Raw genomic sequence first — 23,004 nt, forward strand, 5'->3', positions numbered from 1 at the left:
ACCGCCCACCTCCAGGATGCCGCCGCGGACGCGGTGACGAGGCCGGGCCCGCGTCCGCACGCGGAGGCGATATCGGAGGTAACAGGGGCTTCCCGACACCGGGTGGGGTTGTGAGGGGTTTCTCGGGGAGTGCGGCCCTTGTCAGGGTAGAAGCGAAATTTATATTCCACATTCCCCCACCACACGAGGCCGAAATGACGTTCCCCAACGACAAGACCCCTCCGGTCGCCCCGGAGGAGTCCGAGCGGACCCTGCGATTCGCGGGCCTGCCGACCTTCGGCCGGTTACCTCGACTCGAGGAGGTCAAGGAGGCGAACGTCGCCGTGGTCGGCGTGCCCTTCGACTCCGGCGTCTCCTACCGGCCCGGCGCCCGCTTCGGCGGCAACGCCATCCGCGAGGCCTCGCGCATGCTGCGCCCGTACAACCCGTCGCAGGACGTCTATCCGTTCCACTACTCCCAGGTCGCGGACGCGGGCGACATCAGCGCGAACCCGTTCAACATCAATGAGGCCGTGGAGACCATCGAGGCCGCGGCCGACGGCCTGCTGGCCACGGACACCCGGCTGATGACCCTGGGCGGCGACCACACGATCGCGCTGCCGCTGCTGCGCTCGGTCGCCAAGAAGTACGGCCCGGTGGCGCTGCTGCACTTCGATGCGCACCTGGACACCTGGGACACGTACTTCGGCGCGGAGTACACCCATGGCACGCCGTTCCGCCGGGCCGTCGAGGAGGGCATCCTCGACACCTCCGCGCTGTCCCACGTCGGCACGCGCGGCCCGCTGTACGGCAAGCAGGACCTGGAGGACGACGAGAAGCTGGGCTTCGGCATCGTCACCTCGGCGGACGTGATGCGCCGCGGCGTCGACGAGGTCATCGACCAGCTGCGGCAGCGCATCGGCGACCGCCCGCTGTACATCTCCGTCGACATCGACGTCCTGGACCCGGCCCACGCCCCCGGCACCGGCACCCCGGAGGCCGGCGGCATGACCTCCCGCGAGCTGCTGGAGATCATCCGCGGGCTGTCCGAATGCCGTCTGGTCTCCGCCGACGTGGTCGAGGTCGCCCCGGCCTACGACCACGCCGATATCACCGCGGTGGCGGCCTCCCACGTGGCGTACGAAATGGTCTCGATCATGTCGAAGCAGATGGCTCCGGCCTACTGGAGCAAGCCCTAGCGGCGCGGAACGCGATGCGGCGTCCGGCCCACCGGCCGGACGCCGCATCGCGCGACGATGATCAGCGCAGTGACAGCGCCGTGCGGATCGTGGTGAACAGCTGGGTCTGGTCGGTGACCCCGAGGACGCGCTCGGCCTGCGGGCCCTGTGCGGCGATGCGCACCTGGGTACCGGTGTGCTCCTGCGACTTGCCGGGCGTGTTGGTGGAGTAGTTGACCTTGAGCTGCTGGCCCTCGTTGGTCACGAGTGTCGAGGACAGCCCGGGCGGGGTGGCCTCCAGCGGGACGATCTGGCTGGTGTGGCCGTGGTCGGCGGTGGTGACCACCAGGGTGTCGGGGTGCTCTGCGGCGTACGCGCGGGCGACCTTCACGGCGCGGTCCAGGGACGCGGTCTCACCGATCTGGCCGCAGGGGTCGGCCGCGTGGTCGCGCTTGTCGATCGACGCGCCCTCGACCTGGAGGAAGAAGCCCTTCTTCCGGTCGCCGGAGTCCTTCTGCTTCTGCTCCAGCAGCTGGAGCGCCTTGCGGGTCTGCGCCTCCAGGCTCGGCGTGCCGGCCGCGCGCTCGGGGTTGCTCGTCACACAGCGCTGCGGGTCCGTGCCGCCCTGGGCGGCGGGCTTGCCGGTCCACTCGACGGGGACGTTGCCGGGGGCGAAGAGGCCGAGCACGGGCTTGCCGGAGCGGGCGCCCGCCAGGCCCTTGTCGTCGGTCACCACCTGGTAGCCGAGCTTCTGCGCCTGCTCGGTGACGGTCATGCCCCGGTACGGGCCCTCGGTGATCTTCTGGTCGAAGCGGGCCTTGCCGCCGCCGAGCAGCACGTCCACCTTGTGGTTCACGCTCTGCTCGGCGATCGAGCCCGGTCCGCCCTTGGCGACGGTGTCGGACGGGCACGCCTTCATGTCGGCGGGGCCCTGGCAGCTGCGGTCGGTGGCGTGCGAGGCGAGCACGGCGGGGGTGGCGTCGGTGAGCTCGGCGGTGGTGACGCTGCCGGTGGCCAGGCCGTTCTTCTGGGCCAGCTCCAGGATCGTCGTCATCGGCTTGTCCGTGCCGGGCGACTTCGATATCCGGCCGTTGACCGTCTTCTGCCCGGTCGCCCAGCCGGTGCCGCTGGCCGCGGAGTCGGTGACGTAGTCCGGCTTGCCGTTCTTGTCGACGGAGTACGTGGTGTACGCGCCGGTCAGCGGGAACGTGTCCATGTTCAGCCGGCCGGCCGCGCCCACGGTGTAGTCGCGGGCCAGGGTGATCTCCGAGTCGCCCATGCCGTCACCGATGAGCAGGATGACGTTCTTGGCCTTCTTGGCGCCGTGGCCGGCGCTCAGTGCGGAGACGTCCGACGCGCCGCCCGACTGCGACGCGGAGGCCGCGGCCGGTACGGCGACCCCGGCGACGAGCAGTGCGGCGGCGCCCCAGGCGAGACGGCGCCCGTACGGACGTGAACCCATGGTGATTCCTCCCTCGGTGACCCGGCGTGATTGCCCGGCCGGGGGAAGCTCACCAGGGGAGGGTGTACCGCAGGAGAAGGGCGGATGGCCCTGAGGTCACCTGGGGCTGTCGACGGGGTTCGCGGGGGTGGTGGGGGTCACGTTGTTGGCAGTGGTCACCGTGGCCGCAGGGGCGGGGGCGGGGGTGACCACGGGGCCGGCCTCGGTGCCGCTCTCTTCCTTCATCGCCTTGGCCTCGCTCTTGAGGATGCGCATGGACTTGCCGAGCGCGCGGGCGGTGTCGGGCAGCTTCTTGGACCCGAACAGAAGGACCGCGACGACTACGACGACGATGATGTGCCAGGGCTCCAAGCCATTGCGAAACATGACGGATCCACCTCTCTCTTCCGCGTTGAGCTGGGTTGGTCTGGGTTGTCTTCCACCGGCCCTCTGTACGACGGCCGCCTTCACCATACTTGCTAGATTGCGCAACTGGACAACCTAAGACCGGTCTCGTCCGTCTATTCCGGTGGGGAGACGTACGGAGCGGGGGAGTGGATGAGGGCTCGCACATGACTGGCACCCGAAGCAGGCGCGCGCATCGCGGCATGCGGACCCTCGGCTTGGGCGCCTTGGCTTTCGTGGTGCTGCTGGCCGCGGGCGTCGGCTGGTTCTATCTGAAGCTCAACGGCAACATCAGCACCTTCGGCGCCGACGGCCTCTCCGAGAACCGCCCCGGAGCGAGCGCCGCCGGGCAGAACGTCCTGGTCATCGGCTCGGACTCGCGCTCCGGGAGCAATGCGAGCCTCGGTGGCGGCGAGGGCGACGTGGGCCGCTCGGACACCGCCTTCCTGCTGCACGTCTACGGCGACCGCAAGCACGCCATCGGGGTCTCCATACCCCGGGACAGCCTGGTGGACATCCCGCCGTGCAAACTGCCCGACGGCAGCTGGACGGCCGAGCAGACCCATGTGATGTTCAACTCGGCCTTCTCCGTGGGGGATTCGGCCAAGGGCAACCCCGCCTGCACCCAGAACACCGTCGAGAAGCTCACCGGTCTGCGGGTGGACCACACGCTCGTCGTCGACTTCGCGGGCTTCTCCTCGATGACCTCCGCCGTGGGCGGCGTCCAGGTGTGCGTGCCGAAGGACGTCTATCAGGGCGACCTCAACCCGAACCTCGGCTCGCGCGGCGACCTCCTCTTCCACAAGGGCCAGCAGAGCGTCTCGGGCCGGAAGGCGCTGGACTACGTGCGCGTGCGCCACGGGATAGGCGACGGCTCCGACATCGGGCGCATACAGCGGCAGCAGGCCTTCGTCTCCAGCATGATCAAGAAGGTGCGTGCGCAGGGGTTCAACCCCACCACGCTGCTGCCGCTGGCCGACGCGGCCACCAAGTCGATGACCGTCGACCCCGGCCTCGGCTCCGCCGACAAGCTGCTGTCCTTCGCGATGTCGATGAAGAACATCGACCTGCACAACATCAAGTTCATCACCGTGCCCTGGCGTTACGCGGGCAACCGCGTCGACATCGTGCAGCCCGACGCCGACGCCCTGTGGGCCTCCCTCAAGGCCGACCGCACCATCGACGGCAAGGACGCGGGAGCGGGCAGGCACGGCGACGCCGGGCAGACGCAGCAGCCGCAGCCGGCCACCCAGGCGGACGCCCCGGTCTCCGGCAAGGGCGTGAGCGTCGCCGTCACCAACGGCACCACCGTCCGGGGCCTCGCCGCGCGGGCCACGAGCACCCTCGAAGAACACGGCTACACCGTCACCGGCACCGCGACGGCCGCCTCCCAGGACCAGTCCACCACCGTGATCGAGTTCGGCCCCGGCCAGGCGGAGCACGCCAGGACCGCGGCCCGGCTCTTCCCCGGCGCGTATGTGCGGGGATCGTCCACGCCGGGGATCTCGATCGTCCTCGGCCACGACTACGCCGACGGGCCCCCGTCCGCCTCGCCCACCCCGGCGCAGCCGGGCGGCGGCACGCTCTCCACCGACATCGCCGACAAGGCCCGCTCGGCCGACGACGACCCCTGCGCCAACCTGTCCTACGGCTGAGCCGTGCAAAGGGGGAAGAGTGGTCGAAGGGAACCCAGTGCCTGATCGTTCCGTTTTGGTGGTAAGCGCAGAGTGAGTCCCGTGAGCCCGAAGAGTTCCATGAGCAGTCCGTCTCCGAGGAGCAACGCCATGCCCGCCTTCCCCCGGGCGCTGCCCAGGCCGCTGCTGGCCCTGATCGCCGCCCTGTTCGTGCTGGCCGGCGCGGCGCTGTACGCACCGTCCGCCCGCGCCGACACCGCCACCACCGGCCTGGACGCCGCCGCCGACGCGCTGCGGAAGGGCCCGGTCTACGTCGACCCCCGGGCCGCCGACCAGCTGCCGGCGGCCGACGCGCAGGCGCTGGCGAAGAAGATCAGGGACGCGGGCAAGCCGGTGTTCGTCGCCGTGCTGCCCGCCGCCTCCGAATACCCCAAGGCCACCGTCCTCCAGGACCTGCGCACCAAGGTCGGCGTCACCGGCGTCTACGTGATCCACCTGGGCGACGCCATCAACGCGGCCTCCGACTCCCGCGTGATGTCCAAGAACGCCACCCGCAACCTCATCGGCGCCGTCCAGCGCTCGGGCGGCGACACCAAGACCCAGCTCAACAGCTTCGTCGACCAGGCCGACCGGCAGGCCAAGGGCCGCGAGCCGAGCTCCTGGGGCGGTTCCGGCTCCGGGGGTGTCGGCGCGACCGGGCTGATCACCGGCGGCGCCGTGATCGTCGCCGGTGGTGCCGGGGCGTACGCCCTCTACCGCCGCAACCGCAAGAAGCGCGAGGAGCGCGAGCGCGCCGAGCTCGACGCCCTGCGGGTCGTGGTCGACGAGGACATCACCGCCTTCGGCGAGGAGCTCGACCGGCTCGACTTCTCCCCCGCCGAGCCCGGCGCGGACGACGCGATGCGCAAGGACTACGAGGAGGCCCTCGACGCCTACGAGGAGGCCAAGTCGAAGATGGCCGCGGCGGCGAAGCCGCAGGACGTCACGGGCGTGACCGAGTCCCTCGACAAGGGCCGCTTCGCCCTCGCCACCCTCGCCGCGCGCCGCACGAAGTCCCCGCTGCCCGAGCGCCGCGTCCCGTGCTTCTTCGACCCGCGCCACGGGCCCTCCGTCCAGGACGTCGAGTGGGCCCCGCCCGGCGGCGCCGTACGGACCGTGCCGGCTTGCGCCGCCGACGCCGCCCGGATCGCCGACGGCGTGGAACCGATGTCCCGCGAGGTCCAGACCGCGAGCGGGCCCCAGCCGTACTGGAACGCCGGGCCGGCCTACGCGCCGTGGGCCGGCGGGTACTTCGGCGGCGGCCTGCTCCCCGGGCTCCTCGTCGGCACGATGCTCGGTGGCGTCCTCAGCGGCCCCGCGTATGCGGCTTCGCCGGAGGCGGGGCCTGAGGGGGGCGACTACTCGGGGTCCGACTTCAACTCCGACGACTTCTCCGGTGGCGGATGGGGTGACGGCGGCGGCTTCGGCGGCGGCGGTGACGGAGGCGGTTTCGGGGGCGGCGATTGGTGAGGGCGGGCTTGTGGGTGCGGGTGCGGTGCGCCTGCGGCGGGCTTGTTTCCCCAGCCCCGCCCCTTCCCGCAGCGTCTGATGCTCGGCTCCGCCGAGGCCGGGGCTCCGCCCCGGACCCGTGCCCGGGTGCGGCCCGGCGGGCTTGTTTCCCCCGCCCCGCCCCTTCCCGAACTGGGGCTTCGCCCCAGACCCCGGAGCACGCTTCGCGCGCTGTCCTCAATCGCCGGACGGGCTGATTTCAGCCCGTCCGGCGATTGAGGACGCGCCCGCAGGGCGCCCCCGCCGCAGGCGGCAACCGGCCCGCGGCCGGGGGTCTGGGGCACGAGCCCCAGTTTCGGGAAGGGGCGGGGCGGGGGAAAGCCCGCCGCAGGCGCAACGGCGCGTACCAACGAGGTCCGGGGCCCGGGGCTTCAGCCCCGCTGACGGGATCGCGCCACCACCAGCGCCCCGCCATACAGCGCCAGAACCCCCGCCATCAGCCCGTAATACAGCGGCGGCAACACCGTCATGCCCAGCGCCGGCCCCACAGGCGACACCGGCAGCAGCAGGCCCAGCACCGCCAGAGCCGACGCCGCCAGCCGGATCGGGCCCGGTGTCCGGCCCTCGGCCGCGCGGCGGCCCGAGCGGAGGAGGAGCATCACGAGGGCCTGCGTCAGCAGGTTCTCCGTGAACCACCCGGTGTGGAAGGCCGCCTGGCCCCGCTCGTCGTCGAAGGACCGGACGGCCAGTGCGAGCACCCCGAACGTCGTCAGGTCGGCCACCGCGTTGAGCAGCCCGAAGCCGGTCATGAAGCGGAACAGCGCGCGCGGCCGCAGCACCGCCGGGTGCCGCAGCGCGTACGCCCCGGGCCGGTCGAAGGCCAGGGCCAGTTGCGCGGCGTCGAAGCACAGGTTCTGCACCAGCACCTGCGCGGGCAGCATCGGCAGGAACGGCAGCAGCAGCCCGGCCGCCAGCATCGCGATGACGTTGCCGAGGTTGGAGGAGAGGGTGATGCGCAGATAGGCGGCGATGTTGCCGGTGCTGCGCCGCCCGGCGAGGATCGCCCGTTCCAGGGCGGTGAGGTCCTTCGAGGCGAGCACCACGTCGGACGCCTCGCGCGCCACGTCCACCCCGTCGCGCGGGCAGATCCCGACGTCCGCGGCGTGCAGCGCGGACAGGTCGTTGACCCCGTCGCCGAGGAAGCCGACCGTGTGGCCCCCGCCCTCGCGCAGCGCCCGGACGACCCGGGCCTTGTGCTCGGGCGTGCACCGCGCGAACACCGTCGTACGGGTGGCGAGGCGGGCCAGTTCCAGGGGGCCGAGCCCGTCGAGCCGGTCGGCGGTGACGACCTCGCCGGGCGCAAGGCCCAGCTCGCGGCAGACTCGGGCGGCGGTGCCCGGGTGGTCGCCGGTGAGCACCTTCACCGTGACGCCGCGGTCCGCGAGGGCGGTGAGCGCCTCGGCGGCGGTGGGCGCGAGCGCGTCGCTCAGGCCGACGAAGCCGAGGAAGGTCAGGTCGCGCTCGTCGGCCGGGGTGTAGGGCCGCTTCCGCGCGGGCCGTTCCGCGACCGCGACGGCGAGCACCCGCAGCCCGTCGGCGGCCAGCGCGGCGGCGCGCTCGCCCAGCCGGGCCCGCTCCCGGTCGTCGAGGGGGGAGCCCGCCCGGCGCGTGCAGCGCCGGAGCACCTCCTCCGGCGCGCCCTTGACCACCAGCGTGTGCACCGCCGTCGGGGCGGGGCCGCCGGTGAGCGTGCGGACGTTGCCGGGCGTGTGGGCGCGGCCGGGTTCGTAGAGGGCCGGGCCGCGTACGACGGCCGTCGCGACGAGGCGTCCCGGTCCGCACGGCAGCGCGGCGACGCCCTCGACGCTGTCCGCGCCGAGCACCCCGCCGCCGAGTTCCTCGTCCGCGTCGAGGATCGCCTCGTCGAGGGCGTCGGGCGCGGGCAGTTCCGCCAGCTGGAGCGTCCACAGGGCGTTGACCGCCGCCCAGTGCAGGACCTCCGGGTCGTCCCGGCCGTCGCCGTCGACCGCGCAGGCGACGACGGGCGCGTCCTGGGTGAGCGTGCCGGTCTTGTCCACGCACAGCACGTCGACGGCGCCGAGGTCGTGCAGCGCGGGCAGCCGCCGGACGATGACCTCGCCGCCGCGCGCGAGCAGCGCCGCGCCCCGGGCCAGCGCGGTCGTCACGACGACCGGCAGCATCTCGGGGGTGAGCCCCACCGCGACCGCCACCGCGAACGGCAGGGTCTCCATGCCGCGCCCGCGCAGCAGGGCACCCGCGATCAGCACGAGCGGGGCGGTGAGCAGCATGAAGCGTACGAGCGTCCAGGCGATGCCGTTCACCGACCGGTCGAACGGGCTGGCCGCGGCGGACCGGCGGCGCCATCCGTACGGCTCGCGGTCGCGGTCGGGCAGCGCGCCGGACAGGAGGGTGTCGGCGCCGGTCGCGACGACGACGCCCATGCCGGTGCCGGAGACGATGCTGCTTCCCTGGAAGCAGAGGCCGGAGCGGGCCGGCTCCGCGCCATGCCCGTTCTGTGGGGATTTCGGCACCGGCGTCGACTCGCCCGTCAGGGCCGCCTCATGGACCGTCAGGCCCGTCGCCCGCAGCAGCCGCAGGTCCGCAGGGACCAGGTCGCCCGGCGCGAGCAGGACCACGTCGCCCGGGACGAGCTGGTCGACGGGGAGTTCGCGGGTCAGGGGAGGCGCGTCGGCCGACGGCCGCCGCCGGACCGTCGCCGTGGTCGCGATCATGTCGCGCAGCGCCGCGGCGGACCGGTCCGCGCGGTGCTCGCCGGTCGACCGCAGGACGCAGCTGACCGTGACCAGGATCGCGATCACACAGGACGTGGCCCACGCGGACATGACCGCCGAGACCAGCCCGAGGCAGAGCAGCACCGCGGTGAAGGGGTCGCGCAGGCTGCGGGCGAAGCGCCGTGGCCAGGACGCCGGGCGGCGCCCGGGGAAGGTGTTCTCGCCGTGGCGCGCGAGCCGTTCCTCGGCCTCCGCCTCCACGAGCCCGCGCGGCCCGCTGTCCAGCGCGCGCAGGACTCCGAGGGCGCTGCCGTGCTCCCCCGTGTGCTCCCGGGTGTCCTCCTCAGCCGCTGCCCCGCCCGCGGCAGGGCCCTCAGGCGCCCAGACCACGGAGGCGCCCGGAACCGGCACGCGACCCGGCGGCCGCGCCGGGAACGGCCTCCGCACCGGTCTTGCGGTCGACGAGCTGGCCGACCATGAGACGGACGATCGTGACGACGTCGGGGTCGTCCACGAGATAGACCACGCGCCGCCCCTCGCGCCGGGACCGCACCAGCCCCGCGAGCTTCAGCTTGGCCAGGTGCTGGCTGATCGCGGGGAGCGCCCCGCCCACCCGCTCGGCCAGCCCGCTGACATCGCTCTCGCCCTGGGACAGGGCCCACACGAGATGCAGCCGGGCCGACGAGGCGAGCAGCCCGAACGCCGCGGCCGCCTCCGACAGCACCTCCGTCGAGGGGTCGTCGAAGCCTCCGTCGAGGCTTCCTTCGAAGCCTCCGACCCTTCCGACTCCTGCGGCCACTGTCGCTCTCCCGTCCTTGTCGGGCATCCGGCGCCCGGCACGACCAGTCTAGGCGGGGCCGCACGGACGGACGGGCGACATGCGCCGCGGGCCGGGCCGCCCGGCGAAAAGGGAGGCATGCCCGCCGGGTCCCCGGGTAGGCGGCGGACGTCAGCAACGGATCTGGGGAGGACGACGTGACCATCACGGCATCCACGGTTACGACAGAGCATTCGACCGCTGTCGCGCGGCGGTTCGAAGAGTCGGTCGGGGGGCTGCCGTTCATCGAGGACGCGACGACGGTGGCGCCACGCGACGCCCGCGCGCTGTCCAAGCTCTTCTTCGACCGCCTCACCGAGCTCGAGGAGGGCACCCGCGCGTACCAGTACGCGCGCAACGCGCTGATCGAGATGAACCTCTCGCTCGTGCGCTTCGCCGCGTCCCGCTTCCGCAGCCGCGGTGACCAGATGGAGGACATCGTCCAGGTCGGCACCATCGGGCTGATCAAGGCGATCGACCGCTTCGACCTCTCGCGCGAGGTGGAGTTCACGACCTTCGCCGTGCCGTACATCGTCGGTGAGATCAAGCGGCACTTCCGGGACACCAGCTGGTCCGTGCACGTGCCGCGCCGCCTCCAGGAGCTGCGCGTCGAGCTGGCCAAGGCCACCGGCGAGCTCTCCCAGGAGCTGGACCACGCACCGACCCCCGCCGAGCTCGCCGAGCACCTCGGGATCACCCGGGAAGAGGTCGTCGAGGGCATCGTCGCCAGCAACGGCTACACCGCCGGCTCCATCGACGTGCCCGTGGACGAGGGCTCGGAGCAGGTGGGCACCAGCTACGCCGACCGGCTCGGCGACGTCGACCCGGCCCTGGAGGGAGTGGAGAACCTCCATGCCCTCAAGCCGCTGGTCGCCGAGTTGAGCGACCGCGAACGGCAGATCCTGCGCATGCGGTTCGGCGGGGAGATGACGCAGTCGGAGATCGGCGCCGAACTGGGCATCTCGCAGATGCACGTGTCGCGGCTGCTCTCCCGCATCCTCGGCAGGCTGCGGCTGGGACTGCTGGGCCTGCGCTAGGCGTTTTGATCCGCGCGTTTTGATCCGCGGCGCCTCAACCGCCGACCGGGAGGACGGGCCGCAGCCAGGTGGCCCGTACTGTCTTGCCCTCCGGCTGCCGGTCCACCACCTCCAGCCGGTTCGCCAGCCGCTCGACCATGTGCCAGCCGAGCCCGCCGCCACCGGACAGGTCCGGGGCGCGCGGCTCGGGCGGGCGGGGGCTGGCGTCGGCGATCTCCACCACCAGCCGTCCCTGCACGGCCCGCACGCACAGCCGCCACCAGCCGCCGGTGTGCCGGATCGCGTTCGCCACCAGCTCGGACACCACGAGCACGACGGCGTCGAGATCCGCCCACGGGCAGTGCCTGGCCAGGAACTCCGCCGTCGCGTGGCGGGCCCCGGCGGCATCCCCGTACGGAAATTCGATCACGACCATCTGTGCGGCTCCTTCTCTCCTTGCCACGGCGCCTACCCAGGCTTCGGCCGGTCATGACCGAAAAGTGCGCGTTCGTTTTCACGGGCCGTCGCGACCGGGGCCCGGCGCCTCGTACGCCACGGGAGTCGACCTTGCCACCGGTTCGGGGACGGTTCCTCAATCCGTGTACGCGGTCGGTCCGCGCGCCATGAGTCGGACCCCCGTTGGGCACTGAACGCGGAGATATGACGGACGGCGAGGTCTGGGAGCTGCACGTGGGCGTGGTGAGGGTTGTCGGAACCGGCCCCGAGGAACGGCTGCGCACCGGGGACGGGGTCCGCGGATGCTGATGACCCCCCTCTCCGACTACCACGTGGCCCCCGGCCGGCTCCGGGAGTGGACGCTGGACGCGGCGCCCTTCCACGAGGCGGCGCGGTCGGCGGGGAACGCGACGCCCCTGTCGTACAACCAGCAGTTGCACCTGAAGTTCTTCCTGAAGCTCATGGAGCGCGGCCTCGGGACACCGGCCTGGCTGGGATTCGGGTTCGAGATCCCCGGCCCCCTCGACGCCGAGGCGTTCCGCGGGACGGTGCGCGCCTGGGCCGAACGGCACGAGACGCTGCGCAGCGGCTTCCGGCTGGAGGGCGGGAAGCCCGAGCGGTTCACCGTCGACAGCCACGCGGTGTCCGTACGGGACGCGGACCTGGGCGACTTCACGGACGGCGAGGAGCTCTGCGGATACCTCCAGGAGCGCATCGACGGCGCCGCCGAGGCGTTCCGGCTGCCCAGCTTCGTGGTGGAGACCGTGGAGCGCGCCGATTCCACCACCGTCGTCGTGGGACTGGACCACGCGCACGCCGACGGGTACTCCGTCGCGATGGCCGTCCAGGAACTGCAGGACCTCTACGCCGCGATCGCCACCGGAGAAACGATCGGGCACGACGGCATCGGCAGCTATGTGGACTTCAGCGTCGCGGAGCGCGCCACCGCCGAACGGATCGGCGCCGACCACCCCGCCGTCGCGGACTGGAGCCGCTTCGTCGAGAACGCCGGCGGACGGATGCCCCGCTTCCCCCTCGACCTCGGCGTCGCCGAGGACGAACTGGTGCCGCACACCATGCTGGACACCTGGCTGGTCGACGCCGCCGGGGCCGACGCGGTCGAGGAGATCTGCCACGCTGCGGACGGCGGCTTCCTCGCCGGGCTGCTCGCCGCCTTCGCGATCGCCGCCCACCAGCTCACGGGCGCGCGGGTCTACCGGACGGTGATGCCGATGCACACGCGCTCCCGGCCGGAGTGGGTGCGCTCGGTGGGCTGGTTCATCGGGATCGGCCCGGTCGAGATCGACCTCGGGACGGCGAGGACGTTCCAGGACGCCGTGCACGGCGCGCACCGCTCCGCGAGGACGGCGATGCGCCTCACCCGGGTGCCCTTCCTCAGGGTCGTCGAACTCCTCGGCATGGAGCGGGACTTGGAGCGCTCGATGCCCGAGTTCTTCCCTTTCGTCTCCTTCACCGACATGCGGGTGGTCCCCGGCGCGCAGCGGTGGACCGAGTGGAACGCCCGGACGCTGTTCCGGATGACCCGCGGCAACAAGGCCAACATCTGGGTGAACCGCACCCATGACGGAGTGCGGCTCACCGCACGCCACCCCGACACGGAGCTCGCCGGAATCAGCGTCGCCTGTTTCACCGACCGTGTGCGGGACGTGCTCCACAGCGTGGCGAAGACGGGCGATTACGCCTTCGCCGACCCATCGAGTAGCCCGGGAGTGACTGCATGACCCCAGTGCGGGAGATCGTGGAAGCGATTCTGGCGGACAAGTTCCAGGTGCTTCCCGAGGAGATGGCGGCCGACGGGACGCTGGCGTCCATGGACCTGGACTCGCTGGCCGTGATCGAGCTGCTCTACACCCTGGGGAGGGAGCTGGACGTCAAGGTCGGCGAGGACGAGGTGACCTCGCACCACACCCTCCCGGAGCTGGTGGCCCTGCTGGAGGAGAAGCGCGCGCTGCGGGCGGCGCAGGGAGTGATGCCGTGACCCGTACCGGGGTCGCCGTGACCGGCCTCGGCATGGTCACCCCGGCCGGGGTCGGGGCGGAGGCCACCTGGGAGGGCGTGCGCGACGGCCGCCCGGCCGCGTCGACCGACCCCCGGCTGGCGGGCCTGCCCGTCGACTTCTCCTGCCGCGTCCCGGGCTTCGACCCCGGGGCGTACCTCGGGCGCCGGGCCCTGTGGCGAACGGACCGCTGCTCGCAACTGGCGGTCGCCGCCGCCCGGGAGGGGGTACGGGACGCGGGACTCGACCCCGGCGGCTGGGACGGCGGCCGGGTGGGCGTGGTCGTCGGCACCTGCTTCGGCGGTCAGCTGGCGTGCGAGGACGGCCACCGCGACCTGCTGCGTGACGGGCACGAGGGAGTCTCCCCTGCGCTCGTGCCGAAGATGATCCCCAACATGCCCGCGGCCGAGGTCTCCATGGACCTGAAGGCCCGCGGGATGAGCCTGAGCGTGTCGACGGCGTGCGCCTCGGGCGCCGGCGCCATCGCGCTGGGCCGGTCCCTGCTGCTGTCCGGTGCCTGCGACGTCGTGGTCGCCGGTGGCGCGGACGCGGCCGTCACCCCCCTGATCGCCGTGGGGTTCCAGCGCATGGGCACCCTCTCGGGGCGCCGCGACGACCCGGCCGCGGCCTCCCGCCCCTTCGACGCCGCGCGCGACGGCTTCGTGCTCGGCGAGGCCGCCGCCGTGCTGGTCCTGGAGCGCGCGGACGACGCCCGGCGGCGCGGCGCGGTGCCGCGCGCGGTCCTGGCCGGCTGCGGCTCCACGAGCGACGCGTACCACGTCACCGCCCCGCACCCCGAACACCTGGGCGCCGAGGCCGCGTTGCGGGCGGCGCTCGCCGAGGCGGGCGCCGCGCCCCGGGAGGTGGACCACGTCAACGCGCACGGCACCTCGACCCGGATCAACGACTCCACCGAGGCCGCCCTGCTCGCCCGGGTCCTGCCGCACGCCCCCAGCGTGACCTCGGCCAAGGGGGCGCTGGGCCACTGCCTGGGCGCGGGCGGCGCGGTGGAGGCGGCCCTCACCGTGCTGACGCTCCAGCACCGGCTGGTCCCGCCGACGGCAAACCTGGAGACGGCCGACCCGGCCTTCGAGCTGGACCTCGTCCACAAGGCCCCGCGCGAGCAGGAGATCGGCCTCGCGGTGAGCAACGCGTTCGGTTTCGGCGGCCACAACGAGGTCCTGGCCTTCCGCCCCTGGTCCTGACCCCGCCCGGAAACGGCCGCACCCGGCCCGCGGACTCCCGACGGAGCCGCGGACCGGGTGCGTACGCGAGTGAGCCCGGGTCAGGCCTTCTTCGTCTCCTTGAAGATGCGGTCGATCTCGGCGATGAGCTCCAGCGCCTTCTCGCCCGTCTTCGGGTCGTTCGACGCCTTGGCCGCGCTCAGGGCCTTGAGGGTGTCGTTGACCAGCTGGTGCAGCTCGGGGAACTTCTCGAAGTGCGGCGGCTTGAAGTAGTCGCTCCACAGCACCGAGACATGGTGCTTGGCCAGCTCGGCGCGCTGCTCCTTGATGATGAGGGCGCGAGTGCGGAAGTCCGGGTCCTCGTTGGCCTGGTACTTCTCCTGGACTGCCTTGACCGACTCGGCCTCGATACGGGCCTGGGCCGGGTCATAAACGCCGCACGGCAGGTCGCAGTGCGCGCTGACCTGCACCTTGGGGGCGAACAGGCGGGAGAGCATAAAACTGTCCTTCCTCGTGATCGTCTTCTCAGGTGCGAGATTACTCGGTGTGGGAAGGCTTTTCTCGGGTGCCCCGGGGGGCTTAGGACAAAAGTCCGGTGTCAGTCTGGAACTGCTGCCGGGACTGGTGGAGGAAAAACGGACCGGGAGGTGCCGAGGTGCAGGAGCAAGTGGACGAGCGCGGGCAGGAGCAGGACCGCGAGCGTCGCGGACTGCTGCGGATCGGGCTGGCCGAGGTCTACAACCCGTCGATGGTGCCGACGCTGAACCCGGGGGACCAGCTCGTCGTGCAGTACGGGGCGGCCGTCCGGCCGGGTGATGTGGTGGTGCTGCGGCACCCGTTCAGGCAGGACCTGCTGATCGTCAAGCGGGTGGTCGAGCGGCGCGAGGGCGGCTGGTGGGTGATGGGGGACAACCCGCTGGTGGAGAACGACAGCCGCGAGTTCGGCACGGTGCCCGAGGAGTTCGTGGTGGCCCGCGCCTGGGTGCGGCTGCGGCGCCCGCCGGGCGCGGGTCAGCGCTCGCCGGTGGCGCTGCTGTCCTGGCTGGCGTCCGCGCTGCGGCCGTTGCGTGCGGCGCCCGTGGCGGCCCCGGCCTCCCGGCTCTCCAGGCGCTTGCGGGCGCGGTAGGCGGCGACGTTGGCGCGGGTGGCGCAGCGGTCGGAGCAGTAGCGGCGCGAGCGGTTGGTCGAGGTGTCGAGGTAGGCGTTGCGGCAGGGGGCGGCCTGGCAGATGCCGAGGCGGTCCACGCCCAGCTCGGTGAGGTGGACGGCCAGGCCCATGCAGGCGGTTGCGGTGTAGGAGGCGCCGGCGTTGGCGGCGTGGTCGGCGATGTGCATGTGCCACTTGGGGCGGCCGTCCTCGTCGCGGAACTCGTGGCCGGAGATCTGCGGGCTGACGGGGAACTCCATCAGCAGGGCGTTGAGCAGGTCCACCGCCCGCACCTCCTCGCCCGCGTCGGCCGCCTCGAAGATCGCGCGCAGCCGGGTCCGTACGGACCGCAGCCGGGTGACGTCGCTGTCGGACGCGCGGCGGGCGGCCTGCGCCCCGGCGCCGAAGAGCTCGCGCAGCGCCTCGACGGAGGTGAGCGAGTCGGTGCCGCGCGCGGGCTCCTCGGTGTTGACCAGCCGCACGGCATAGTCCGAGTAATAGGCCAGTTCCACTTTCGGTCCTTATGGCTTGTGCGAGCGGCGGTTCACGGCGCTTTTCCGGGCGCCCGGCTAAAGGTAATAGCTCTCACTCTATCGAGGGTATTACCAAGCGCGGGGCAAAAAGCCGAGGCGGTGGCACGGGCCCGCCCGTACCACCGCCTCTTCCCGCTCGCGGCCCCCTACAGCACCTTCGACAGGAACGACTTCGTGCGGTCGTGCCGGGGGTTGGTGAGCACCTCGCGCGGGTGGCCGGATTCCACCACCACGCCGTCGTCCATGAAGACCAGCGCGTCGCCGACCTCCCGGGCGAAGCCCATCTCGTGGGTGACGACGATCATCGTCATGCCGTCCTCCGCGAGACCGCGCATGACGTCCAGGACGTCGCCCACCAGCTCCGGGTCGAGGGCCGAGGTCGGCTCGTCGAAGAGCATCAGCTTCGGCTCCATGGCCAGCGCGCGGGCGATCGCCACGCGCTGCTGCTGGCCGCCGGAGAGCTGGGAGGGGTAGTTGCCGGCCTTGTCGGCGAGGCCCACCCGGTCCAGCAGCTTCACGGCCCGCTCCTTGGCCGCCGCCTTGGACTCGCCCTTCACCTGGATCGGCGCCTCCATCACATTGGCCAGCGCCGTCATGTGGGGGAAGAGGTTGAAGCGCTGGAAGACCATGCCGATGTCCCGGCGGTTGCGGGCGACTTCGCTGTCCTTGAGCTCGTAGAGCTTGTCGCCCTTCTGCCGGTAGCCCACCAGCTCGCCGTCGACGTACAGCCGCCCGGCGTTGATCTTCTCCAGGTGGTTGATGCACCGCAGGAAGGTGGACTTCCCGGAGCCGGACGGGCCGATCAGACAGAACACCTCACCCTGGGCGACCTCCAGGTCGATCCCCTTGAGGATGTGCGCTGCGCCGAAGGACTTGTGCACGCCCTCGGCCTTCACCATCGCGGTCATGCGCTCACGCCTTCCGAGGAGCGGTTGCTGATAGCGGCCAGATTGGACCTGACCTTCTGCCACGGGGTGAGCGGCAGGCTGCGCAGCGAGCCACGGGCGTAGTACCGCTCCAGATAGAACTGGCCGACGCTGAAGACGCTGGTCAGGATCAGGTACCAGGTCGCGGCGAGGAAGAGCATCTCGACCGTGGCGCCGGTGGTCTGGCCGATGTCGGAGGTGGAGCGCAGCAGTTCCAGGTACTGGGCCGCGCTCGCCGCCAGCGACGAGGTCTTGAGCATGTTGATGAACTCGTTGCCGGTCGGCGGCACGATGACGCGCATCGCCTGCGGCAGCACGATGCGGCGCAGCGTCTTGCCCTGGCTCATGCCGAGCGCGTGCGACGCCTCGGTCTGGCCCTCGTCGACGGACTGGATGCCCGCACGGACGATCTCCGACATGTACGCGGCCTCGTTGAGCCCCAGGCCGAGCAGCGCGGCCATGAAGGGGGTCATGAACGAGCTCGTGTAGTCCCGGTAGATGAACCCGAGATTGATCTCCGGGAAGATCAGCGCGAGGTTGAACCAGAGCAGCAGCTGGACGTAGACCGGGGTGCCGCGGAAGAACCAGATGTAGGCCCAGGAGACCGACGAGGTCACCGGGTTCTTCGACAGCCGCATCACCGCCAGCACGATGCCGAGCACCAGGCCGAGCGCCATCGCCAGGACGGAGATGAGGACGGTCTTGCCGAGACCGGTGATGACGTTGGAGTTGAACAGGTAGTCGGGGATGGCGTGGTAATTGACCTTGGCGTTGGCAAAAGCATTGGCCAGCAGCCCGAGCAGGGCCAGCACCACGACGGCGGAGATCCACCGCCCGTAGTGCCGTACCGGAATGGCCTTGATGGTCTCCGGCTCACGGCCGGGGGGCGGGGCGTCGGCGGGCCCCGTCTTTTCGGGAGCAGCAGTCACGGTATGGCCTTTCAGCGGTCCGTATTCGGGGGAAGAAAGGGGGCGCCTGGCGGGCCGTCCGCCGCGCGTGCGGGTACGGCGGGGGAGCCGTCCGCCCGGGGGAAGGGGCGGCGGCGCGGAGGTGACAGCCCGTGGCGGCCGGGTCAGGAACCGCCGTTGACCTTGGCTTCCTTGACCGCGCCGGCCTCGACGCCCCAGGTCTTGAGGACCTTCTCGTACGCACCGTTCTTGATGATCGCGTCAAGGGCGGCCTGCAGGGCGTCCCGCAGCTGGGAGTCGCCCTTGGGGACGGCGATGCCGTAGGGCGCGGCCTGCACCTGGTCGCCGACCGTCTCGAAGTCGTTGCCGCCGCCCGCGGTCTTCACCGCGTAGGCGGCGACCGGGAAGTCGCTGGACACGGCGTCGACGCCACCGGCCTTCAGCCGGGTCTGCGCCTCCACGTCGGTGTCGAACGCCTCGATGCCGATGCTGCCCTTGCCGGCCTTGTCGCACTTGTCCGACTCGGACTTCGCCAGGTCGTGGGAGACGGTGCCGCGCTGCACGGCGATCTTCTTGCCGCAGAGGTCGTCCCAGGTCTTGATGCCCTTGGTGTCGCCCTTCTTGGTGTAGATCGAGACACCGGCGGTGAAATAGTCGACGAAGTCGACGCCCTCGGTCACCTTCTTGCCCGTCTTCGGGTCGACACCGTTCTGCCGGTCCTTGGAGTCGGTCATCGCCGACATCGCGATGTTGTAACGCTTGGAGCGCAGACCCGTCAGCAGGGCGTCGAAGGTGCCGTTGTTGAACTCGAACTTCACGCCGAGTTCCTTGCCCAGGGCATCGGCGATATCGGGGTCGATCCCGACGGTCTTGCCGTCCTTCTTGAACTCCACCGGCGGATAGGCGATGTCGGAGCCGACCTTGATGACCTTGGAGTCCTGGATGTCCTTGGGGAGTTTGGCGAAGAGCGGGGCCGTGGAGCCCGAGGCGGTCTCGGACCCGCCGCCGTGCTTGTTCCGCTGGTCGCCACAGCCGGTCAGCAGCAGGGCGCCGGCGACCGCGATCGCGCCGGCGGCGGCCAAACGACTCCTGGCGGCAGCCGTGCGAGGGGTGGTGCTTGCGGTCATTGCTGGTTCCTCCTGCGGGTGAGGGGATAGCCGACTGTTAAACACTGGGGGCACTGCGTGGGAACACGGGGGACATACGGGGCCGCAAGCACACACCATCGGGTGTTCGCGACCTCGTGTGATTTGGGCATCTTGCCATCTGGACTGCACCGTTCGGGGGGCTAGCTATGTCAAAATCGGATAACGGGCGATCCCCGTGCGGTACCAGGTCGGTTCGTACTACCGGACTTCGGTGTGCCTCTCCGGTGCGAGACCTATCTCACGCACCTCTTGTCTCACTCCATGGACTTCCGGCACCAGTCGACACGCTTTCGACGTGCTTGTGGCGATGCCATGACCCGCGGCGTCCGGGAACTCACTCGGCGGCCGTAGTGCTCATCCGGTAGAAAGACCTGCTACATCCCCCGGACCCGGGGCTCAGGGCGCACGTCAGGTGCGCCCGGCGGTCCGCAACCTCGGGCGGCTACCCTCGACGCTAATTCGACAAAGGGGTCAATGAAGTGGCAGCGGAGATTGTGAATCCTCGCGGCGCCCACGGTGCGGACGAAGCTCGCGACGAGCTCTTCGATCCGGCCTTCGCGCTGCACCGGGGTGGCAAGATGGCCATCCAGGCGACCGTGCCCGTGCGCGACCGGGACGACCTGTCCCTCGCCTACACGCCAGGCGTCGCCAAGGTGTGCAGCGCCATCGCGGAACAGCCCGAGCTCGTCCACGACTACACCTGGAAGTCCCAGGTCGTCGCGGTCGTGACGGACGGCAGCGCGGTGCTCGGGCTCGGGGACATCGGGCCGGAGGCGTCCCTGCCCGTGATGGAGGGCAAGGCGATCCTCTTCAAGCAGTTCGGCGGCGTGGACGCGGTGCCGATCGCGCTCGACTGCCGGGAGGTCGACGAGATCGTCGAGACCGTCGCCCGCCTCGCGCCCTCCTTCGGCGGCGTCAACCTGGAGGACATCTCCGCGCCGCGCTGCTTCGAGGTCGAGCGCAAGCTCCAGGAGCGCGTGGACATCCCGGTCTTCCACGACGACCAGCACGGCACCGCCGTCGTCACTCTCGCCGCGCTGCGCAACGCCGCCAAGCTCACCGGCCGCCCGCTCGGCCGCCTGCGCGCCGTCATCTCGGGCGCGGGCGCGGCCGGGGTGGCCATCGCCAAGATCCTGGTGGAGGCGGGCATCGGCGACGTCGCCGTCTGCGACCGCAAGGGCATCGTCTCGGCGGACCGCGACGACCTCAACCCGGTCAAGCGCGAACTCGCCGGCTTCACCAACAAGGCCGGGCTCGCGGGCCCGCTGGAGACGGCCCTGAAGGGCGCGGACGTCTTCATCGGCGTCTCCGGCGGCACGGTTCCGGAGTCGGCCGTCGCCACCATGGCCGACGACGCGCTGATCTTCGCCATGGCCAACCCGACCCCGGAGATCCACCCGGACGTCGCCCACAAGTACGCGGCCGTCGTCGCCACCGGGCGCAGCGACTACCCCAACCAGATCAACAACGTCCTCGCCTTCCCCGGCATCTTCGCCGGCGCCCTCCAGGTGCGGGCCTCGCGCATCACCGAGGGCATGAAGCTCGCCGCGGCCGAGGCGCTCGCCGCGGTGGTCGCCGACGAGCTGAGCGCCGAGTGCGTGATCCCGTCGCCGTTCGACGAGCGCGTCGCTCCCGCGGTGACGGCCGCTGTGGCGGCGGCGGCCCGCGCGGAGGGTGTGGCGCGCCGTTGATTCCCGACGCCGGACGGGCTGAATTCAGCCCGTCCGGCGTTTGAGGACACCGCGCGCCGGTACGGTCCGGGCGGAGCCCGGAGCGCGGCGACGCGCGTCACAGCCTCGCGTGGTTCCACCGGACCCACCCCCGGCGCTAGGTTCGGATCATGTTCGCCGCATACGCCGCCCGCATCGACCGTGATCAGCCGCTCGACGGACTGGAGTTGGGCGAACGCCCGGAACCCCAGGCTCCGCCCGGCTGGACCGTCGTCAACGTCAAGGCCGCGTCCCTCAACCACCACGACCTGTGGTCGCTGCGCGGTGTCGGCCTCGGCGAGGAAGCGCTGCCGATGATCCTCGGCTGCGACGCCGCCGGGCTCGACGAGTACGGCAACGAGGTCGTCGTCCACTCCGTCATCGGCCAGACCGGCCACGGCGTGGGCCCGCGCGAGCCGCGCTCCATCCTCACCGAGCGCTACCAGGGCACCTTCGCCGAGCGCGTGGCCGTCCCCGCGTGGAACGTCCTGCCGAAGCCGAAGGAGCTCTCCTTCGAGGAGGCTGCCTGTCTGCCGACCGCCTGGCTGACCGCGTACCGCATGCTCTTCACCAACGCGGACGTGCGACCCGGCGACAGCGTCCTCGTCCAGGGCGCGGGCGGCGGCGTGGCCACCGCGGCGATCGCGCTCGGGGCCGCGGCCGGGCTGCGGGTCTTCGCCACCAGCCGCGACGAGACCAAGCGGCGGCGCGCCGTGGAGCTGGGCGCGGAGGGCGCGTACGAGCCGGGGGCCCGGCTGCCGCACCGCGTCGACGCCGTCATCGAGACGGTGGGCGCCGCCACCTGGTCGCACTCCGTCAAGTCCCTCAAGCCCGGCGGGACGCTCGTCATCTCCGGCGCCACCAGCGGCCAGAGCCCCGCGTCGGCCGAGCTCAACCGCATCTTCTTCCTGGAGCTGAAGGTCGTCGGCTCCACCATGGGCAGCAAGGAGGAGCTGGCCGGCCTGCTGAGCTTCTGCGCGGCGACGGGCGTACGGCCGGTGATCGACTCCGTCCTGCCCCTTGACCGGGCGCGGGAGGGCTTCGAGAAGATGGCCGGCGGTGACCTGTTCGGCAAGGTGGTCCTGACCGTCTAGCCATGGGGGAGTGCCGTGCGCGGGCTGCGGGCGATGGTGACCGTGTTCGCCACGGTGGCGGCGCTCCTCGCGCCGGGCAGCGCCCTGGCCCGTACGGACGACTCCGTCCCGCGCCTCACCGACGGGCGCGGGCGGGTCCTCGACCTGCGCGGCTGGAACGTCGAGGACAAGACCCACCGCGGCGCCGACGCCCTCACCGGCATCACCGAGCGGCACTTCCGCGACATGGCCCGCGCCGGGTTCGGCCTGGCGCGGCTGCTGGTCTTCTGGGACGACCTGGAGCCACGGCCCGGGCAGTACAGCGAGCGCTACCTCCGCCGGATCGAACACATCCTGGACTGGGCGCACCGCTACCGCTTCCGGGTGGTGATCGACGCCCACCAGGACGTCTTCGGGCCCGCCTTCGGCGGCCACCGGGGCATCCCCGAATGGGCCACGCGCACCGACGGGCTGGCCTACGTGCCGCACCCGGGCGACTGGTTCGCCGAATACTACGAGCCCGCCGTGCAGGCCGCCTTCGAGCACCTCTACGAGGACGCGGACCTGCGCGCCGCCCAGGCGCGGATGTGGGAACTCCTCGCCGGGAGGCTCGGCCGGCACCCGGCGGTGTTCGGCTACGACCTGATCAACGAGCCGATGGGCAGGCTCCGTTCCGGCGAGGACCTGCCGGCCGCGGCCCGCCGCATCGAACGGGACCAGCTGACCCCGATGTACAACCGCCTCGCGGCGGCGGTCCGCCGCGTCGACCGGCGCCACCACCTCTTCGTGGAACCGACCCCGGTCGTCGGCGAGGCCGTCCCCACCGGCCTCGGCCGCATCCACGACCCGAAGGTCGTCTACGCCCCGCACTTCTACAACACCGCCATGGAGGCCGGGCGGGACTACGACCCGGCCGCCCGCTGGATCGAGGCGTACGAGTCCGCGGTGACCCGCTACCCGCGCGAGCAGCGCGTCCCCGTCGTGATCGGCGAGTGGGGCCCGCCGGACTCGTCCCTCCCGAACATGCCCCGCTTCTACGACGACGCCCTCGCGTCCCTCGCGCGCTACGCGTCCGGCTGGGCGGCTTATACGTGGTGCTACGGGGGTGGCTACTGCGCGGTTGATGAGGCGGGGCGTTTCCTGCCCAACAAGGAGCGGCTGTCTTGGCGGCGTGTGGTGGCGTCGGCTGCGG

The 23,004-nt window shown here is 71.7% G+C and carries 21 protein-coding genes; 11 read left to right on the forward strand and 10 right to left on the reverse strand.

Annotated elements, in window-relative coordinates; translation table 11 throughout:
• Positions 1-194: 194 nt before the first annotated feature.
• Entirely contained in the window at positions 195-1,178 is a 984-nt protein-coding gene (gene speB / locus ABD269_RS30050) for an agmatinase (RefSeq protein ID WP_301892407.1), read from the forward strand.
• 61 nt (positions 1,179-1,239) lie between these two features.
• Here the strand turns inward: speB and ABD269_RS30055 are convergent, their stop codons facing one another.
• The gene (locus ABD269_RS30055; RefSeq protein ID WP_344123003.1) at positions 1,240-2,619 is read right to left on the reverse strand and encodes an alkaline phosphatase; all 1,380 of its coding nucleotides are present in this window, start codon (positions 2,617-2,619) and stop codon (positions 1,240-1,242) included.
• Positions 2,620-2,715: 96 nt separating this feature from the next.
• The gene (gene tatA / locus ABD269_RS30060; protein WP_344123005.1) at positions 2,716-2,985 is read right to left on the reverse strand and encodes a Sec-independent protein translocase subunit TatA; all 270 of its coding nucleotides are present in this window, start codon (positions 2,983-2,985) and stop codon (positions 2,716-2,718) included.
• A gap of 185 nt (positions 2,986-3,170) precedes the next feature.
• On the opposite strand from tatA, the gene ABD269_RS30065 reads away from it, so the two are divergent.
• Together ABD269_RS30065 and ABD269_RS30070 are read left to right on the forward strand one after the other, a co-directional pair.
• A complete protein-coding gene (locus ABD269_RS30065; RefSeq protein WP_344123007.1) occupies positions 3,171-4,658 on the forward strand; it encodes an LCP family protein in 1,488 nt (495 codons plus the stop codon).
• 129 nt (positions 4,659-4,787) lie between these two features.
• Positions 4,788-6,146, forward strand: coding sequence for a hypothetical protein (locus ABD269_RS30070; protein ID WP_344123009.1), 1,359 nt, complete (start codon positions 4,788-4,790; stop codon positions 6,144-6,146).
• 410 nt (positions 6,147-6,556) lie between these two features.
• On the opposite strand, the gene ABD269_RS30075 is transcribed toward ABD269_RS30070, so the two are convergent.
• Positions 6,557-9,289 carry a cation-translocating P-type ATPase gene (locus tag ABD269_RS30075; protein WP_425573010.1) on the reverse strand — a complete coding sequence of 911 codons (2,733 nt, stop codon included), beginning with the start codon at positions 9,287-9,289 and terminating at the stop codon, positions 6,557-6,559.
• Positions 9,252-9,677: an ArsR/SmtB family transcription factor gene (locus ABD269_RS30080; RefSeq protein WP_344123013.1), complete on the reverse strand. Its 426-nt coding sequence runs from the start codon at positions 9,675-9,677 to the stop codon at positions 9,252-9,254. Before ABD269_RS30080 ends, ABD269_RS30075 begins: the two co-directional genes overlap by 38 nt.
• Positions 9,678-9,859: 182 nt before the next feature.
• Between ABD269_RS30080 and ABD269_RS30085 the strand changes: the two genes are divergently transcribed.
• Complete coding sequence (locus tag ABD269_RS30085; RefSeq protein WP_425573013.1) at positions 9,860-10,732, forward strand: RNA polymerase sigma factor SigF; 873 nt, start codon at positions 9,860-9,862, stop codon at positions 10,730-10,732.
• A 34-nt stretch (positions 10,733-10,766) separates the two neighbouring features.
• Here the strand turns inward: ABD269_RS30085 and ABD269_RS30090 are convergent, their stop codons facing one another.
• Entirely contained in the window at positions 10,767-11,147 is a 381-nt protein-coding gene (locus tag ABD269_RS30090; RefSeq protein WP_344123015.1) for an ATP-binding protein, read from the reverse strand.
• Positions 11,148-11,469: 322 nt separating this feature from the next.
• On the opposite strand from ABD269_RS30090, the gene ABD269_RS30095 reads away from it, so the two are divergent.
• Genes ABD269_RS30095 through ABD269_RS30105 form a run of 3 tightly spaced genes read left to right on the forward strand, consistent with a single transcriptional unit; the run spans position 11,470 to position 14,389 of the window.
• Positions 11,470-12,909, forward strand: a complete 1,440-nt coding sequence (locus ABD269_RS30095; RefSeq protein WP_344123017.1) for a condensation domain-containing protein — start codon at positions 11,470-11,472, stop codon at positions 12,907-12,909.
• Entirely contained in the window at positions 12,906-13,166 is a 261-nt protein-coding gene (locus ABD269_RS30100) for an acyl carrier protein (RefSeq protein ID WP_344123019.1), read from the forward strand. The genes ABD269_RS30095 and ABD269_RS30100 overlap by 4 nt, the downstream gene beginning before the upstream one ends.
• Positions 13,163-14,389, forward strand: coding sequence for a beta-ketoacyl-[acyl-carrier-protein] synthase family protein (locus ABD269_RS30105; RefSeq protein ID WP_344123021.1), 1,227 nt, complete (start codon positions 13,163-13,165; stop codon positions 14,387-14,389). Before ABD269_RS30100 ends, ABD269_RS30105 begins: the two co-directional genes overlap by 4 nt.
• Before the next feature lie 80 nt (positions 14,390-14,469).
• Here the strand turns inward: ABD269_RS30105 and sodN are convergent, their stop codons facing one another.
• A complete protein-coding gene (sodN, locus tag ABD269_RS30110; RefSeq protein WP_116213843.1) occupies positions 14,470-14,865 on the reverse strand; it encodes a superoxide dismutase, Ni in 396 nt (131 codons plus the stop codon).
• A 158-nt stretch (positions 14,866-15,023) separates the two neighbouring features.
• On the opposite strand from sodN, the gene sodX reads away from it, so the two are divergent.
• The gene (gene sodX / locus ABD269_RS30115) at positions 15,024-15,494 is read left to right on the forward strand and encodes a nickel-type superoxide dismutase maturation protease (protein ID WP_425573011.1); all 471 of its coding nucleotides are present in this window, start codon (positions 15,024-15,026) and stop codon (positions 15,492-15,494) included.
• On the opposite strand, the gene ABD269_RS30120 is transcribed toward sodX, so the two are convergent.
• The 4 genes from ABD269_RS30120 to ABD269_RS30135 form a co-directional block, all read right to left on the reverse strand.
• Entirely contained in the window at positions 15,380-16,027 is a 648-nt protein-coding gene (locus ABD269_RS30120; protein ID WP_344123024.1) for a CGNR zinc finger domain-containing protein, read from the reverse strand. The two genes, sodX and ABD269_RS30120, sit on opposite strands and share 115 nt — an antisense overlap.
• Positions 16,028-16,194: 167 nt before the next feature.
• A complete protein-coding gene (locus tag ABD269_RS30125) occupies positions 16,195-16,956 on the reverse strand; it encodes an amino acid ABC transporter ATP-binding protein (RefSeq protein ID WP_301892388.1) in 762 nt (253 codons plus the stop codon).
• Positions 16,953-17,903 (reverse strand): amino acid ABC transporter permease, encoded by a 951-nt coding sequence (locus tag ABD269_RS30130; RefSeq protein ID WP_344123026.1) that lies wholly within the window; start codon positions 17,901-17,903, stop codon positions 16,953-16,955. Before ABD269_RS30130 ends, ABD269_RS30125 begins: the two co-directional genes overlap by 4 nt.
• A gap of 143 nt (positions 17,904-18,046) precedes the next feature.
• Positions 18,047-19,009: an ABC transporter substrate-binding protein gene (locus tag ABD269_RS30135; RefSeq protein ID WP_301892384.1), complete on the reverse strand. Its 963-nt coding sequence runs from the start codon at positions 19,007-19,009 to the stop codon at positions 18,047-18,049.
• Positions 19,010-19,509: 500 nt separating this feature from the next.
• Between ABD269_RS30135 and ABD269_RS30140 the strand changes: the two genes are divergently transcribed.
• The 3 genes from ABD269_RS30140 to ABD269_RS30150 all read left to right on the forward strand — a co-directional run.
• Entirely contained in the window at positions 19,510-20,721 is a 1,212-nt protein-coding gene (locus ABD269_RS30140) for an NAD(P)-dependent malic enzyme (RefSeq protein ID WP_425573012.1), read from the forward strand.
• Positions 20,722-20,870: 149 nt separating this feature from the next.
• Complete coding sequence (locus ABD269_RS30145; RefSeq protein ID WP_344123029.1) at positions 20,871-21,833, forward strand: zinc-binding dehydrogenase; 963 nt, start codon at positions 20,871-20,873, stop codon at positions 21,831-21,833.
• A 33-nt stretch (positions 21,834-21,866) separates the two neighbouring features.
• Positions 21,867-23,004 (forward strand): glycoside hydrolase family 5 protein (locus tag ABD269_RS30150; RefSeq protein WP_344123105.1); only part of this gene is annotated, 1,138 nt, incomplete at its 3' end.

The sequence above is a fragment of the Streptomyces blastmyceticus genome, assembly GCF_039521185.1.
Classification (GTDB): domain Bacteria; phylum Actinomycetota; class Actinomycetes; order Streptomycetales; family Streptomycetaceae; genus Streptomyces; species Streptomyces blastmyceticus.

Bases quoted from the DNA above. Each gene is read 5' to 3' on its own strand.
- speB (WP_301892407.1), top strand. From the start codon at position 195: ATGACGTTCCCCAACGACAAGACCCCTCCGGTCGCCCCGGAGGAGTCC.
- ABD269_RS30145 (WP_344123029.1), top strand. From the start codon at position 20,871: ATGTTCGCCGCATACGCCGCCCGCATCGACCGTGATCAGCCGCTCGAC.
- ABD269_RS30065 (WP_344123007.1), top strand. From the start codon at position 3,171: ATGACTGGCACCCGAAGCAGGCGCGCGCATCGCGGCATGCGGACCCTC.
- ABD269_RS30070 (WP_344123009.1), top strand. From the start codon at position 4,788: ATGCCCGCCTTCCCCCGGGCGCTGCCCAGGCCGCTGCTGGCCCTGATC.
- ABD269_RS30125 (WP_301892388.1), bottom strand. From the start codon at position 16,956: ATGACCGCGATGGTGAAGGCCGAGGGCGTGCACAAGTCCTTCGGCGCA.
- ABD269_RS30095 (WP_344123017.1), top strand. From the start codon at position 11,470: ATGCTGATGACCCCCCTCTCCGACTACCACGTGGCCCCCGGCCGGCTC.
- ABD269_RS30100 (WP_344123019.1), top strand. From the start codon at position 12,906: ATGACCCCAGTGCGGGAGATCGTGGAAGCGATTCTGGCGGACAAGTTC.
- ABD269_RS30090 (WP_344123015.1), bottom strand. From the start codon at position 11,147: ATGGTCGTGATCGAATTTCCGTACGGGGATGCCGCCGGGGCCCGCCAC.
- tatA (WP_344123005.1), bottom strand. From the start codon at position 2,985: ATGTTTCGCAATGGCTTGGAGCCCTGGCACATCATCGTCGTCGTAGTC.
- ABD269_RS30135 (WP_301892384.1), bottom strand. From the start codon at position 19,009: ATGACCGCAAGCACCACCCCTCGCACGGCTGCCGCCAGGAGTCGTTTG.
- sodN (WP_116213843.1), bottom strand. From the start codon at position 14,865: ATGCTCTCCCGCCTGTTCGCCCCCAAGGTGCAGGTCAGCGCGCACTGC.
- ABD269_RS30055 (WP_344123003.1), bottom strand. From the start codon at position 2,619: ATGGGTTCACGTCCGTACGGGCGCCGTCTCGCCTGGGGCGCCGCCGCA.